This window comes from Streptomyces sp. NPDC060209 (assembly GCF_042728155.1).
Classification (GTDB): Bacteria; Actinomycetota; Actinomycetes; order Streptomycetales; family Streptomycetaceae; genus Streptomyces.
On sequence record NZ_JBHWZS010000035.1, the window covers coordinates 1 to 14,868 of the forward strand.

The 14,868-nt window shown below is 70.0% G+C and carries 13 protein-coding genes; 9 read left to right on the plus strand and 4 right to left on the minus strand.

All coding sequences use genetic code 11. The features are described 5' to 3' along the window. Positions 1-79: 79 nt before the first annotated feature. Complete coding sequence (locus ACFWFI_RS10005) at positions 80-910, plus strand: S1 family peptidase (protein ID WP_387387606.1); 831 nt, start codon at positions 80-82, stop codon at positions 908-910. 113 nt (positions 911-1,023) lie between these two features. Here the strand turns inward: ACFWFI_RS10005 and ACFWFI_RS10010 are convergent, their stop codons facing one another. Beyond that, complete coding sequence (locus ACFWFI_RS10010) at positions 1,024-1,257, minus strand: DUF7455 domain-containing protein (protein ID WP_014153643.1); 234 nt, start codon at positions 1,255-1,257, stop codon at positions 1,024-1,026. A 432-nt stretch (positions 1,258-1,689) separates the two neighbouring features. On the opposite strand from ACFWFI_RS10010, the gene ACFWFI_RS10015 reads away from it, so the two are divergent. The 6 genes from ACFWFI_RS10015 (at position 1,690) to ACFWFI_RS10040 (ending at position 8,473) form a co-directional block, all read left to right on the plus strand. Further along, complete coding sequence (locus tag ACFWFI_RS10015; protein ID WP_387387607.1) at positions 1,690-3,816, plus strand: DNA gyrase/topoisomerase IV subunit B; 2,127 nt, start codon at positions 1,690-1,692, stop codon at positions 3,814-3,816. Between the two features lie 124 nt (positions 3,817-3,940). After that, the gene (locus ACFWFI_RS10020; RefSeq protein ID WP_387387608.1) at positions 3,941-4,480 is read left to right on the plus strand and encodes a DUF1453 domain-containing protein; all 540 of its coding nucleotides are present in this window, start codon (positions 3,941-3,943) and stop codon (positions 4,478-4,480) included. Beyond that, positions 4,477-5,640: a sensor histidine kinase gene (locus tag ACFWFI_RS10025; protein ID WP_387387609.1), complete on the plus strand. Its 1,164-nt coding sequence runs from the start codon at positions 4,477-4,479 to the stop codon at positions 5,638-5,640. Before ACFWFI_RS10020 ends, ACFWFI_RS10025 begins: the two co-directional genes overlap by 4 nt. After that, complete coding sequence (locus ACFWFI_RS10030) at positions 5,637-6,314, plus strand: response regulator transcription factor (RefSeq protein WP_387387611.1); 678 nt, start codon at positions 5,637-5,639, stop codon at positions 6,312-6,314. The genes ACFWFI_RS10025 and ACFWFI_RS10030 overlap by 4 nt, the downstream gene beginning before the upstream one ends. Before the next feature lie 129 nt (positions 6,315-6,443). Further along, a complete protein-coding gene (locus ACFWFI_RS10035; RefSeq protein WP_387387661.1) occupies positions 6,444-6,884 on the plus strand; it encodes a DUF485 domain-containing protein in 441 nt (146 codons plus the stop codon). Next, positions 6,881-8,473 carry a solute symporter family protein gene (locus tag ACFWFI_RS10040; RefSeq protein WP_387387613.1) on the plus strand — a complete coding sequence of 531 codons (1,593 nt, stop codon included), beginning with the start codon at positions 6,881-6,883 and terminating at the stop codon, positions 8,471-8,473. Before ACFWFI_RS10035 ends, ACFWFI_RS10040 begins: the two co-directional genes overlap by 4 nt. Positions 8,474-8,521: 48 nt before the next feature. Here the strand turns inward: ACFWFI_RS10040 and ACFWFI_RS10045 are convergent, their stop codons facing one another. Beyond that, positions 8,522-9,199: a DUF7342 family protein gene (locus ACFWFI_RS10045; RefSeq protein ID WP_387387615.1), complete on the minus strand. Its 678-nt coding sequence runs from the start codon at positions 9,197-9,199 to the stop codon at positions 8,522-8,524. Then, the gene (locus ACFWFI_RS10050) at positions 9,196-10,950 is read right to left on the minus strand and encodes an ATP-binding protein (protein ID WP_387387617.1); all 1,755 of its coding nucleotides are present in this window, start codon (positions 10,948-10,950) and stop codon (positions 9,196-9,198) included. The genes ACFWFI_RS10045 and ACFWFI_RS10050 overlap by 4 nt, the downstream gene beginning before the upstream one ends. A 181-nt stretch (positions 10,951-11,131) precedes the next feature. Here ACFWFI_RS10050 and ACFWFI_RS10055 point away from each other — a divergent pair, with 181 nt between their 5' ends. Next, positions 11,132-12,139 carry a LacI family DNA-binding transcriptional regulator gene (locus tag ACFWFI_RS10055; RefSeq protein ID WP_387387619.1) on the plus strand — a complete coding sequence of 336 codons (1,008 nt, stop codon included), beginning with the start codon at positions 11,132-11,134 and terminating at the stop codon, positions 12,137-12,139. A 42-nt stretch (positions 12,140-12,181) separates the two neighbouring features. Here the strand turns inward: ACFWFI_RS10055 and ACFWFI_RS10060 are convergent, their stop codons facing one another. Further along, complete coding sequence (locus ACFWFI_RS10060; RefSeq protein WP_387387621.1) at positions 12,182-13,558, minus strand: citrate/2-methylcitrate synthase; 1,377 nt, start codon at positions 13,556-13,558, stop codon at positions 12,182-12,184. Between the two features lie 138 nt (positions 13,559-13,696). On the opposite strand from ACFWFI_RS10060, the gene ACFWFI_RS10065 reads away from it, so the two are divergent. Beyond that, positions 13,697-14,860, plus strand: a complete 1,164-nt coding sequence (locus ACFWFI_RS10065) for a citrate synthase/methylcitrate synthase (protein ID WP_387387623.1) — start codon at positions 13,697-13,699, stop codon at positions 14,858-14,860. Positions 14,861-14,868 lie beyond the last annotated feature (8 nt).

Below are 14,868 nucleotides of genomic sequence, written 5' to 3' on the forward strand. Positions count from 1 at the left end.
CGGCCCATGTGCGCATGCGGCGGGCACCGGAGCGGATGACGCTGAGTGGGCAATGCTCACCTCGGCGTAAGGAGACTCCATGCCCCGCATTCTCGTCCATGTCCTTCCGGCCGCCTTCACCCTGGCGGTCGCTGCGGCGGTGATACCGCTCGGCCCTCCGGCCACGGCCGCGGCGGACAGCATCATCGTCGGCGGGAGGCCGGTGGCTGTCGCGGACAGTCCGTGGGCCGTGGCTCTGTCGAGCCGTGACCGGTTCGGAGGAACCCGCGCCGGGCAGTTCTGCGGCGGAGTGGCCATCGCGCCCACCAAGGTGCTGACGGCCGCACACTGCCTCCGGGAGGACGTCCTGGGGGCCGCCGTCCCCGAGGTCCGGGATCTGCGGATCATCGCCGGACGGGACGAGCTGAACGGGCCTGGCGGTCAGGAGATCCCCGTGCGTACGACGTGGGTCAACCCTGGCTACAACCCGCGCACGAATGCCGCCGACCTCGCGGTCCTCACGCTGGCCCGGGCGCTGCCGAAGAGCAGTGTCATCCCGATGGCGGGGGCCGGGAGCCCGGCGTACGAGCCGGGCACCGCGGCGACGGTGTACGGCTGGGGGGACACGACCGGCTACGGGGCCTACGCCTCCCGGCTGCGGGCCGCCAAGGTGCGGGTGCTGCCCGACAGCGACTGTGCCCAGGCGTACCCCGGAGGCACACAAGGCGCGTACGACGCCTCATCGATGCTCTGCGCCGGTGACACCGCGGGTGGGCGGGATGCGTGCCAGGGGGACAGCGGAGGCCCGCTGGTGGCCCGTGGGCGCCTCGTCGGGCTTGTCTCCTGGGGGAGCGGCTGCGGGAGCCCCGACAGCCCAGGGGTGTACACACGTGTATCCGCGGCCGCCCGGTGGATGGCCGGCGCAGCCTGACCGCTGGGACCACACCGCGTCGGAGAATACGAGAACGGGCGGCTTCCCCGGTGGGGAGGCCGCCCGTCGGCCGGTCCTGGACCGGGCCCATGGCTCGTCGTGGATGCGAGGTGTCAGTGTTGTTCCTCGTCGGCGGCACTGGCCTGCACGGCAGTGAGCCGATCTGTCTCATCCTGTATTTCCGCGGCGATCTTCTTGAGTTCCGGCTCGAACTTGCGCCCGTGGTGGGCACAGAAGAGCAGTTCACCGCCGCTGATGAGGACGACGCGCAGATATGCCTGGGCGCCGCAACGGTCACAGCGGTCTGCTGCGGTCAGCGGGCTCGCGGGGGTCAGAACAGTAGTCACGTCGCCTCTTCTCTAGCTCGACGAGCTGTCGTACCAGGGTCAACATCCAACCAGGCCGAAAACGTTCCCGCTCGTGGCATTTCTTCGAAACTTCTTCTCAGGATGGCTGTCTGTTGCCGTTTGGCGGCGAATGTGCCGTATTGCGTAGCGCTACGGTTTCGCGTTGCTTGTGTGGGCCGGTCCGCCGGCTGGCTTGCCGGTTGTTCATGAGGACGTGCCCGGAGCCTAAATGGTTCATGCCTCGAAGGGAACGTGATGTGCGCGTCACTCCAACGAATGATCGAACGCGTATGCGAGGCTGCACTAGCATAAGGATTCCCCCTGGGTGGCGTTACAACCGCTCTACCAGGCCTCGGTAGGCTCTCAGCGGCTACCGACGCCGAGCCCGTTACCCACTGGGCCCCAAATGAAATTCAGCGAGGAGCGAACCGCGTGACCGCCGATTCCGTGCCGTCCACTGCGCTGCTGACCGGAGCAGGCGGCGCAGACAGGGACAGCTCCAACTACACCGCGCGGCACCTTCTCGTCCTCGAAGGGCTCGAAGCCGTCCGTAAGCGCCCCGGGATGTACATCGGGTCCACGGACAGCCGCGGACTCATGCACTGTCTCTGGGAGATCATCGACAACTCCGTCGACGAGGCTCTCGGGGGCTACTGCGACTCCATCGAGGTCATCCTCCACGACGACTCCTCCGTCGAGGTCCGCGACAACGGCCGGGGCATCCCCGTGGACGTGGAGCCCAAGACCGGGCTCTCCGGCATCGAGGTCGTCATGACCAAGCTGCACGCCGGCGGAAAGTTCGGCGGCGGCTCCTACGCGGCGTCGGGCGGCCTGCACGGCGTCGGCGCCTCGGTCGTGAACGCGCTCTCCGCACGGCTGGACGTCGAGGTCGACCGGAACAGCGCGACCCACTCCATCAGCTTCCGGCGCGGTGTCCCGGGCATGTTCACCGAGCAGGGGCCGGACAGCCCCTTCGACCCCGCCAACGGCCTCCGCAAGGGCAAGCGCGTCCCGAAGACCCGTACCGGTACCCGGGTGCGGTACTGGGCGGACCGCCAGATCTTCCTCAAGGACGCGAAGCTCAACCTGGAGACGCTGTACCAGCGGGCACGCCAGACCGCGTTCCTCGTGCCCGGCCTCACCATCGTCGTGCGCGACGAGCGGGGCATCGACGGCGAGGGCAAGACGGAGGAGACCTTCCGCTTCGACGGCGGAATCAGCGAGTTCTGCGAGTACCTGGCGCAGGACAAGGCCGTCTGCGACGTTCAGCGCCTGAACGGAACGGGAACGTTCAAGGAGACCGTGCCGGTCCTGGACGACCGTGGGCACATGACGGCGACCGAGGTCACCCGTGAGCTGGCTGTCGACATCGCACTGCGCTGGGGCACGGGCTACGACACCAACCTCAAGTCCTTCGTCAACATCATCGCCACCCCTAAGGGCGGCACCCACGTCAGCGGATTCGAGCGCTCCCTCACGAAGACGGTGAACGAGGTCCTGCGCTCCGCCAAGCTGCTGCGCGTCGCCGAGGACGACATCGTCAAGGACGACGCCCTGGAAGGCCTGACCGCGGTCGTCACCGTACGTCTCGCGGAGCCGCAGTTCGAAGGGCAGACCAAGGAGGTGCTGGGCACCTCGGCGGCCAACCGGATCGTGGCCAATGTGGTCGCCAAGGAGCTCAAGGCGTTCCTGACGTCCACGAAGCGCGACGCCAAGGCTCAGGCCAGGGCGGTGCTGGACAAGGCGGTCGCCGCTGCCCGCACCCGCATCGCCGCCCGCCAGCACAAGGACGCGCAGCGCCGCAAGACCGCGCTCGAGTCCTCGTCGCTGCCCGCGAAGCTCGCCGACTGCCGGAGCGACGACGTGGAGCGCAGCGAGCTCTTCATCGTGGAGGGCGACTCGGCCCTCGGCACGGCGAAGCTGGCCCGCAACAGTGAGTTCCAGGCCCTGCTGCCGATCCGAGGCAAGATCCTCAACGTTCAGAAGTCGTCCGTCTCGGACATGCTCAAGAACGCCGAGTGCGGAGCCATCATCCAGGTCATAGGAGCGGGCTCCGGACGCACCTTCGACATCGACGCGGCTCGCTACGGCAAGGTCATCATGATGACGGACGCCGATGTCGACGGTTCGCACATCCGCACCCTGCTGCTCACGCTCTTCCAGCGCTACATGCGGCCGATGGTCGAAGCGGGGCGGGTCTTCGCGGCCGTGCCCCCGCTGCACCGGATCGAGCTCGTCCAGCCCAAGAAGGGCCAGGACAAGTACATCTACACCTACTCCGACAACGAGCTCCGGCAGACCCTGCTGGAGCTGCAGCGGAAGAACGTCAGGTTCAAGGACTCGATCCAGCGGTACAAGGGCCTCGGCGAGATGGACGCGGACCAGCTGGCGGAGACCACCATGGACCCGCGCCACCGCACACTGCGCCGGATCAACATCGGCGACCTGGAGTCCTCCGAGCAGGTCTTCGATCTGCTGATGGGCAACGAGGTCGCCCCCCGCAAGGAGTTCATCACCAGCTCCGCAGCCACCCTGGACCGCTCGCGCATCGACGTCTGACGCTCTCCACCCGTGGGTGGAGATACTTTCTCCACCCACGGTCAGCCCCTGAGCCGATCCCATGATCCCCGCGCCTCCGTAGCGTCGAAGACACCAAAACTTCGCGCCCCTCGGAGGCTGTCACATGTCAGAGCTCTTCAACGTTCTGGTGATCCTTGCGGTTGTCGCGCTCGTCGTCGTGCGCCAGTTCTCGGCCCAGCGGGTCGGCGAACAGAAGCGGTGGTGGGTGCTGCCGGTGGTCCTGTTCATCGTCGCCCTGCGCAGTGACGGAGCCCTCGATCCGCGTCACGAAACACTGTCGGCGGTGATGCTCGGCGCGGGACTCGTGGTGGGGCTGGTCACCGGTGCGGGATGGGGCTGGACCGCGCGGTTGTGGCAGGGGCCGGACGATTCCTTCTGGAGCCGGGGCACCAGGGCGACCCTCTTCGTGTGGGTGGGAGGGATGGCCCTGCGCGTCTCGATGGCCGTGGCCGCCGTCCTGCTCGGTGTACACCAGGGGACAGCGGCCCTGCTCATATCGCTCGCGGCGATGCTGTTCGCGCGCAGCGGTGTACTGGCCCTGCGGACCAAGGGCATGAGGGAGCAGTACGGTGTCACCGCAGGTTTCCAGGCCGGTGACGCGCCGTCGGCTGCCGCACGGGTCATGTCGAAGGGCGGGGCGTGAACCGCAGTACGTGGACGAGCTGGCCTTCCAGGGAGGCTCTCACCCGAGCGCCCCATACCCGGTCCCGAGCCGTGATCGCACGGTTCGTATGGAGTGCGGTGTTCGTCGGCCTTCTCTGGAGCGCCTTCGCGGGCGGGCGGTTCGCTCTCTGGCAGGTCGCGGTCGGCCTGGTGGTGACGGCGGGCTGCGCGACAGCCGGCAGAGCGTTCTTCCGCACCACCCGGGAGCACCGTCTCGGGCCTTCCCTCGGGCTGCTGGTGCTGTTGACGGTAGTGGCGTTCGGGGCCCTGGAGGCGGGCGCCGGTGCGCTCGCGGCCGTGCTCTGGTGCGGGTGCGCGGTGGTCGCCCTGGAGCGGCTCCCGCTGTTCGCCGCGGTCCCCCTCACCGGGGTGACCCTCCTGGCCTACGCGGTCGTCAAGGGCGACGGCTGGCTGACGACCGTGATCACCACGGGCAGCCTGTGTCTGGGCGGGTATGTGCTGCGGCTCGATGCCGAGGCCCGCGGCAGCTCCCAGCGTCTCCTCGCCCAGGAGCGGGCCGCGAGGAAGGCGGAAGCCGGGGCGGCCGCGCTGGCGGAGAGGTCCAGGATCGCGCGCGAGATCCACGATGTGCTCGCCCACAGCCTCTCCGCCCAACTGGTGCATCTGGAAGCGGCCCGGCTGCTGATCGAACGCGAGCCTTCCGCGGAATTCCGTGACCAGGTGCTGGAGAGAGTGGTGGCGGCGCGCTCCATGGCGCGTGAGGGCCTCGCGGAGACGCGCCAGGCGCTCTCCGCCCTGCGGGGGGAGATGATCCCGGTGGAGGACTTCCTGCGTCAGCTGGTGGCCGGTGAGCCGGCCGAGGTGGCCGTCGCGGGCGAGCGGAGGGAACTGACCGCGGAAGCGTCGCAGACGGTGCGGAGGGTGGCTCAGGAGGCCCTGACCAATACCCGCAAGCACGCTCCGGGGGCAGCCGTCTCCGTCCGGCTGGAGTATCAGCCGGACGCGGTGGCCCTGGAAGTACGGGACTCCGGCGGTCACCGTCCGGCGGACGAGCTCGCTGTCAGTGGCTCCGGTTACGGTCTTGTGGGGATGAGGGAGCGTGCCGAACTGCTGGGCGGGACGCTGGAGGCGGGGCCGGACGAGGAGGGGTTCGTGGTGAATCTGCGGGTGCCCGCGTGAGTGCGCGGGTCGTGGTCGCCGACGACCAGTCGGTGGTGCGTGAGGGCATCGTCATGCTGCTGGGCCTGCTGCCCGGAATCGAGGTGGTCGGGGCCGCGAAGGACGGGGACGAGGCTGTCGCTCTCGTCGCCGGGACGGACCCCGATGTGGTCCTGATGGACCTGCGGATGCCCCGCTGCGACGGCGTCGAGGCCACGCGCCGGATCCGCAGGGAGTACCCACGTACGCAAGTGGTGGTCCTCACCACGTTCGCCGACGACGATTCGCTGTTCACCGCTCTGCAGGCGGGTGCGCGAGGCTACCTCACCAAGGACGCCCGCGGTGAGGAGATCGCCCAGGCCATCCAGGCCGTGCTCTCCGGTGAGGCGGGGCTCTCACCCAAGGTGCAGAGCCGGCTGCTGGAGCGGGTCACGTCCCAGGCCGTCGAGTCGGGGGCGCCGCTTCCGTCGGAGCTGCCCGACGGACTCACTCCCCGCGAGGCCGAGGTGCTGGTCCTCATCGCGGACGGACTGTCCAATACGGAGATCGCACGCACCCTGCACATCTCCCGGGCCACGGTGAAGACCCACATCAACAACCTCTTCTCCAAGACGGGCGCGCGCGACAGAACAGGGGCGGTGCGCTATGCGTACGGCCGGGGGCTCGCACACCCGCCCGGCACTTCCGTCACCTGAAATGGTGAAGCGCGGCGAATGAAGTGCCCGGGATCTTCCCGATCTGCCCATTCTTGGCTACGCGGCCGAAAAGGCTCGTGGACAAGGGAGTTGTTGGTGGAGAAGGAAGCAGGGCCCGACACCGCAGCGATGCGGCTCGACGACCCGTGGTACGAGGCGCCGGCAGCCGGGTGGGGCGAGTCGGACGGCACGGAGGCCATCGCGGCCGACGGGCGGTTCCGGTCGGTGGAGCAGTGCGGCCACAGCGCGGCCGAGATCTATCTGGAGGTGCAGAACAGCCCGGCATTCCGAGAGGTACGCCGTCGCTACCGACGGTTCGTGGTCCCCGCGGCAGCCGCCTTCCTGCTCTGGTACCTCGCCTATGTGATCGCGGCCACCACTGCGCACGACCTGATGGCGCGTCCCGTCGTCGGCGCGCTCAACGTGGCCATGGTGGCCGGACTCGGACAGTTCCTCACCACGTTCCTGCTCACCTGGGCGTACGCCCGTCACGCGCGTCTGCACCGGGACCGGGTCGCACTGGAACTGCGCTGGGAGACCCAGGAGATGACAAGAGGTGCCGGCCGGTGAGGGGGGACCATCAGACGCTGGCGCTGCTGCTGTTCAGCGTGTTCATCGCCGTAACGCTCGGCATCACCACCTGGGTCGGCCGGAACAGGCAGGGTTCCGCCGAGGAGTTCTACGCGGGCGGACGATTGTTCTCCCCCATGGAGAATGGATTCGCCATCGCCGGCGACTACATGTCCGCCGCGTCCTTCCTCGGCATCTCGGGACTGATCGCCCTCTTCGGCTACGACGGCATGCTCTACTCCGTCGGATTCCTCGTGGCCTGGCTCGTAGTCCTGCTCCTCGTCGCAGAACTCGTGCGCAACTGCGGGCGGTTCACCCTCGCCGATGTGGTCGCCGCCCGTATGGCGGAGCGCCCGGTGCGTACGGCGCTGGGCACCTCGTCCGTCACCGTCTCGGTGCTCTATCTGGTGGCCCAGATGGTGGGTGCGGGGAGCCTCGTCGCGCTGCTGCTCGGCGGCACGAGCGACACCGCCCGGTCGTGGACCGTGGTCGGGGTCGGAGCGCTCATGGTGATCTACGTGTCGCTCGGCGGCATGCGCGCCACGACCTGGATCCAGATCGTCAAGGCGGTCCTGCTGATGGCTGGAGCCGTCGCACTCACCGTGCTGGTCCTCGTCCGCTTCCACGGCGACGTCAACGCCCTGCTCACCTCCGCCGCGGAACGCAGCGGACACGGCAGGGACTTCCTTTCGCCCGGGCTGAGGTACGGCGGGAGCTGGACGGCGCGTTTCGACTTCGTCAGCCTCGGCCTGGCCCTCGTCCTCGGCACGGCCGGCCTGCCGCACATCCTGTCGCGCTTCTACACGGTTCCCACCGCCCGCGCGGCCCGGCGCAGCGTCGTCTGGTCCATCGGACTGATCGGCAGCTTCTACCTGATGACCATCGTGCTCGGATTCGGAGCGGCCGCGATCGTCGGCTCCGCGGATGTCCGGGCCTCCAACGCGTCCGGGAACACGGCTGTTCCACTCCTGGCGCTCGTTCTCGGAGGTGGTGAGGGCTCCACGGGCGGCACTGTGCTCTTCGCTGTCGTGGCCGCCATCGCCTTCGCCACGATCCTCGCCGTCGTCGCCGGGATCACCCTTGCCTCCTCGGCCTCCGTCGCCCACGACCTCTACGCCTCGTTCCGGCGGCCGGGCGCCAAGCAGCGGAGCGAGGTCGGCGTGGCCCGGGTGGCCGCGGCGGGCATCGGGGTGGTGGCCATCGCGCTCGGTCTCCTCGCCCAGAATCTGAACGTCGCGTTCCTGGTGGGGCTGGCCTTCGCGGTCGCGGCCTCCGCCAATCTCCCGGCGCTGCTCTACTCGCTGTTCTGGCGGAACTTCACCACACGGGGAGCGGTCTGGGCGGTCTACGGCGGGCTGATCCCCGCCGTCGTGCTCGTCCTGCTCTCGCCGGTCGTGTCGGGGAGCCCCACCTCGCTCTTCCCCGGTGTGGACCTCGCGCTCTTCCCTCTGGAGAACCCGGGGCTGGTGTCGATCCCCGCAGGCTTCCTGGCCGGCTGGATCGGCACGGTCACCTCACCCGAACCGCCCGACCAGGCCAAGCACGCGGAGACGGAGGTCCGGTCGCTGACCGGAGCGGGGGCGGCGTAGGCGCGGGCGTGGCGAGGGCGGCGCGGGCGGGGCGGAGGTGCGGCGGCTTCAGGAGCCGGTGGCCCAGGTGTACCGGTGTTCCGGACGGCCCGTCTCGCCGTACTTGAGGGACAGCCTTACCCGGCCCGTGCGTTCCAGCAGCTTCAGATAGCGCTGGGCCGTCTGCCGGCTCATTCCGGCGCTCTCCGCGATCTCCTGAGCGGAGAGCGGGCCGTCGGCCGAACGCAGGGCCTGACGGACCAGCTCCGCGGTGGTCGTCGAATGTCCCTTGGGGAGGTCGGATCCACCCGTGGCCCACAGGGCCCCGAACAGCCGGTCCACTTCCGTCTGCTCGGCCTCCCCGCCGCCCTCGAAGGTGCGGCGCAGCGCCGCGTACGCCTCCAGCTTGGTGCGAAGCCCGGCATAGGCGAACGGTTTCACCAGGTACTGGAGCGCCCCGTGGCGCATCGCCGCCTGAACGGTCGCGACGTCGCGTGCGGCTGTCACCATGATCACATCGGTGTGACGGCCCAGTGCGCGCAGTTCCCGCACCACGGCCAGACCGTTGCGGTCCGGCAGGTAGTGGTCGAGCAGGATCAGATCGATGGGCACCTCGCCGATCCTTGCGAGAGCCTCGGCTGCCGAGTGGGCCACGGCGGCCACCCGGAATCCGGGCACCTTGGAGACGTACGCCGCGTTGATCCGGGCGACCCGTACGTCGTCGTCCACGACCAGAACCTCGATCACGGGGCGTCTCCTGACGTAGCGGGCCGTACGGGAGCCGACCGGTTGCTCCCGGCGGAGGCGTCCCGCCGGGTGGCTGCGCCCAGGTCGGGGATATCCGGCAGGTCAGGTTCACCCGGGCCCAGGGTGCCGAGCCGGTCCGGTTCGCGCAGGGCCTCCGGAAGGACGACGGTGAACACCGCCCCGCCCTCGGGGGATCCCGATACGGACACGCTGCCGCCCTGTCGCTCGGCGAGCCGCCGTACCAGCGGGAGTCCCAGACCGCGCTTGCCGTGCGCCGGGAGTTCCTTGGTCGACCAGCCCTCCATGAAGATGGATTCGTGGTCACCGGCCGGTACACCGGGACCGCTGTCGCATACCCGTAGTACCACCGTACGGCCGTCGGCCCGCAGCCCGACCTCGATCCGTGCGTCCGTCGATCCCGCAGCCGCGTCCAGCGCGTTGTCGACCAGGTTGCCGAGGACCGTGACGAGGCCGCGTGGGTCCACCAGCCGGTCCGGCAGCATGGTCTCCTCAGCCATGCGCAGGGCGACGCCGCGCTCCGCGGCCACGGTCGCCTTGCCTACCAGGAGGGAGGCCAGCAGGGGGTCGTGGACCTTCTCGGTGACCTGCTCGGCCGTCGCCCGGTGGACGCCCACGACTTCCGTGATGAACTCCACCGCTTCCTCGTGCATCTCCAGTTCCAGCAGCCCCAGGAGGGTGTGCAGCCGGTTGGCGTGCTCGTGGTCCTGGGCACGGAGCGCGTCGATCAGGCCACGGGTGGAGTCGAGTTCACGGCCGAGATACTCCAGCTCCGTACGGTCGCGCAGAGTGGCCACAGCCCCGCCGTCGTCGGTCGGCATCCGATTGGCGAGCAGCACGCGGCTGCCGCGGACCGTCACCAGGTCGTCGCCGACCACCCGCCCGGCCAGCACGTCGGTGGTCCGGCCCTCGCCCAGTGCCTCGTCGAGCTGCTTGCCCGCGGCGCCGGGGCCGAGGCCGAGCAGTCGCTGGGCCTCATCGTTCAGGAGCCTGATGCGCCCTGTGCGGTCGAGTGCGACGACCCCTTCGCGGATGCTGTGCAGCATGGCCTCACGCTCGGTCAACAGCGCCGAGATGTCGGAGAACGCCAGGTCATGGGTCTGTCGCTGGAGACGGCGCGAGATCAGATAGGCGGCAAGCGCCCCCACGGCCAGGGCTCCGCCCGCATAGGCGAGCAGACCGGGGATCGCGGCGAGCAGCCGGGCGCGGACGCTGTCGTACGCGATGCCGACGGAGACGGCGCCGACGACCCGCTCCGATTCGTCGAGCAGCGGTACCTTGCCGCGGGCCGATCGTCCGAGCGTGCCGCTGTCGATCTCCATCACGGACCTGCCGGCGAGTGCCGTGCTGGGGTCGGTGGAGACGACGTCGCCGATGCGGGAGGAGTCCGTGTGTGACCATCGCACACCCTGCTTGTCCATGATCACGACGTATTCGGCACCCGTCGACCGCCTGATCCGCTCCGCCGCGGTCTGGACAGCACCGTCCGGGCGCGGTTCGGTGGTGAGCAGCGAGGCGGCGATCTGCGGCTGTGCCGCCGTGCTCTGCGCGATCGCCAGGGCGCGGCGCATCGCCTGGTCGTCGAGCTGGGCGCTGAGCGGTGCCAGGAAGAGGCCCGTGACGAGGACGGTGACACCGGTGATGATGGCCAGCTGCATCAGCAGGACCTGAGAGAAGACCCGCTTCGGCCAGCCGAACCGGCGCGGTCCCCGTGGGGTCGGTGGGGCGCTCATCGTACGAACGGTAAGGGGCGAACCGTGCTTCCCGAAATCCCGATCGGCCGATCGACGGTCGGTCACCGGTCGGTCGCTCACAGGCTGAGGACTCTTGCCTCCAAGGCCGCCATCTGTGAGCGTTCTGTGGGTATCCGCAGTAACGCAATCTTCTTGCGTTTCTTGCGCTAATCTTGCGCTCATGACGCGACGACTTGCTCAAGTTGCCCAGAAAGTAGGAGTCAGCGAGGCCACGGTCAGCCGCGTGCTGAACGGCAAGCCAGGCGTCTCCGACGCCACGCGGCAAGCCGTTCTCTCCGCCCTGGACGTGCTCGGATACGAGCGTCCGACGCAGCTCCGCGGTGAGCGTGCCCGGCTGGTCGGGCTGGTCCTGCCCGAGTTGCAGAACCCGATCTTCCCGGCTTTCGCCGAAGTGGTCGGGGGCGCGCTCGCCCAGCAGGGGCTGACTCCGGTGCTCTGCACGCAGACCAAGGGCGGGGTCTCCGAGGCCGACTACGTCGAGCTCCTCCTGCAGCAGCAGGTGTCCGGAGTCGTGTTCGCCGGTGGGCTGTACGCCCAGGCCGACGCTCCCCACGATCACTACAAGGTGCTCGCCGACCGCAAGATCCCGGTCGTCCTGATCAACGCCGCCATCGCCCACCTCGGATTCCCCGCGGTCTCGTGCGACGACTCCGTGGCCGTCGAGCAGGCCTGGCGTCATCTCGTCTCGCTCGGCCACGAGCGGATCGGGTTCGTCCTCGGCCCGGCCGACCACATGCCCTCGCAGCGCAAGCTCACCGCCGCCCGCACGCTGGCCGCCCAGTCGGGGGCGACCGTGCCGGACGAGCGGGTTTCCCGGGCCATGTTCTCGCTGGAGGGCGGCCAGGCCGCCGCCACGCGGCTGCTCGACCAAGGGGTCACCGGCATCATCTGCGCCAGCGACCCGCTGGCCCTGGGCGCGGTGCGCGCGGCGCGCCGCCGCGGGCTGTCGGTGCCCGGGGACGTCTCCGTCGTCGGCTACGACGACTCGGCGTTCATGAACTGCACCGAGCCGCCCTTGACCACGGTGCGTCAGCCGATCGAAGCCATGGGCAGGGCCGCGGTCGAACTGCTCTCGGTGCAGATCGGGGGGCGCGCCGTGCCGTCGGACGAGCTCCTCTTCGAGCCGGAGCTGGTCGTCCGCGGATCCACGGCCCGCCCGCCCCGGTAGTAGGCGCGGCAGGAGGCCGGTGGGAATTTCCGTCGGCTGTAGCTAATTTGCAGGGCCGGACCCCTGCGGCGGAGCCGCCTTCGAGGCACCCGCGTCCGGGCCGGCCGTGTTCGGGAACGGCAGCGGCTGTGGCGGGCGCGGACCGTTGTACTGCCCGCTCGGCCGCATACGCAGCGGCCGTTCCGCGTACTCCTCCATCGCGTGGGCGATCCAGCCCGCCGTACGGGACACGGCGAACACCGTCTCGCCCGTCTCGGCGGGCATGCCGCACGCGACCGAGAGGACGGCGAGGGCCAGGTCGACGTTGGCGTGCAGGGGCGTGTGGCGAGCGGTGGTCGCGACCACGTCCCGGGCCGCCGCCATGGCCGGAGCCGCTTGCGGCATCTCGTCCAGCAGCGCGAACAGTGCGCCCGCCCGCGGATCCTCGCCCCTGTAGAGGCGGTGACCGAGCCCCGGCACCCGCCGGCCGGCGCGCAGATGATCCGCGACGACCGGCGCCGCGCCACCCCGGTCCACGACCTCGGTCAGCATGCGGTGCGCCGGCCCGCTCGCGGCGCCGTGCAGCGGTCCCTCCAGCACGCCCAGTCCCGCGGAGACCACGGCGTACGGGTGCGCGTGGGTCGACGCGGCTACGCGTGCCGCCAGCGTCGAGGCGGCGAGATCGTGGTCGGCCAGCAGTGCGAGCGCGGTGTCGAGCACGGCCAGTGATGCCGCGTCGGCGGGCCGGGCGGAGAGCTTCGGCCACAGCTGTGCGGCGAGAGGACCGTGGGTGCCGCCCTCGTCGCCACCCTCGACGCCCGGCTCCCCGGTCGACGGCAGCGCGCCCACCAGGGTGGGGATCAGGTTGCGTGCGCTGTTGAGCACTCCCTCGGGGGAGAGGTCGAACCGCAGGGGGTCGGCGGACGCGGCTGCGGCGACAGCGGCCCGGAGCCGGTCCGTCGAGCTGCTGTGCCGTGGCAGTGAGGCGGCGGTGCGCCGCGCTGCCGCGAGGGATTCGGCCGCGGCCGTGAAGCGGATGCCCGGGCGGAGCTCGCCCGTCCAGATCCACTCGGCGATCTCCTCGTAGCCGTAGCGGCGGGCGAGCTCGGTCGCGTCCACGCCGCGGAAGTAGTAGCGGTCCGGCTCGATGAGCGTGATGCCGGTACGGAAGACCAGGTCACCCATGGCGGACGGCGGCGAAGGTTCCCTGCGCCCGGCGCGGCGTGCGAGGGCGTCGACCTCGGCGGCGTCGAAAGTACTGCCGCGTCCGCCAGGAGCCCGCCTGCTGGCGAGCTGTCCCCGGCTCACGTATGCGTACACGGTCTCGGGCTTCACCCCGAGTCGCTCGGCAGCCTCCCGGGTGGTGAGCCGGCGGGCCTCCGTCTGCCCTTCGCCTCCCGCGTCCTGCGTACCGGTCCCGTGCGCCGAGTCATGCGTCATGGCGCCCACCGTATCCATATCCATGGACGGATCACCTCCGACAAGACTTCATGTTGATTCAATCAACATTGACACGGCATTAGTCAATCATGGACAGTCGAATCAATGTTCAACTCATCGGTGGAGGAGAGACCTGCCATGCCTGCCACGCATACGGAAACCGCCCCGCTCGACGTGCCTCGGGGGCTCGCCGGCGTGATCGTCACCGAAACCGGGCTCGGAGACGTGCGCGGCCGCGAGGGCTTCTACCACTACCGGGAGTACTCGGCGATCGAGCTGGCACAGAGCCGCAGCTTCGAGGACGTCTGGTACCTGATGTTCCACGGCGAGCTGCCCGGCCGGGCGGCGAGCGCGGGCTTCGCCGCCCGCACCGCCGGCCTGCGCCGACTGCCCGCCGGGGTACGGGAGGCGCTGCCCGCCATCGCCCGCGCCGGCGTGGTCTCCGGGCCGCTCGCCGGACTGCGTACCGCACTCTCGCTGCTCGGGGCCTCGGCCGGGTTCCGCCCGGTGTACGACATCGGTGCCGACCGCCGCCGCGAGGACGCGCTCGCCGTATGCGCCGCGGTCCCCACCGTGCTGACCTCCCTGTACCGCCTCGGCCAGGGCCTGGAACCGGTCGAGCCGCGTGACGACCTCCCGTTCGCCGCGAACTACCTGTACATGCTCACCGGCGAGGAACCGGATGCCGCACGGACGGCGGCCGTCGAGCGGTACCTCGTCTCCACCGTCGACCACGGCTTCAACGCCTCCACCTTCACCGCCCGAGTGATCGCGTCCACCGGCGCCGACGTCGCCGCCTGCCTCGTCGGAGCCGTCGGCGCGCTCTCGGGCCCGCTGCACGGCGGCGCGCCCAGCCGCGCGCTGGACACCCTGGACGCCATCGGCACTCCGGACCGGATCGACGGCTGGATCCGCGAACGAGTCCTCGCGGGGGAACGGATCATGGGGTTCGGGCACCCCGTCTACCGCACCGAGGACCCACGCTCACGCATGCTCCGCTCGGTCGCGCAGAGCTTCGGCGGCCCGCTCGTCGACTTCGCGGTGGAGGTGGAACGCCAGGTGGAGGCGATCCTCGCCGAGCTCAAGCCGGGACGCGAACTGCACACGAACGTGGAGTTCTACGCCGGGGTCGTCATGGAGCTCTGCGGGCTGCCGCGTGAGATGTTCACCCCGACCTTCTGTGCCGCGCGTACGGTCGGCTGGAGCGCCAATATCCTGGAGCAGGCGGAGGACTCGAAGATCATCCGCCCGGCGGCCCGCTATGTCGGGACCCCGCCCCCACACCCCGTACCGGCACTCTGACCGACCCG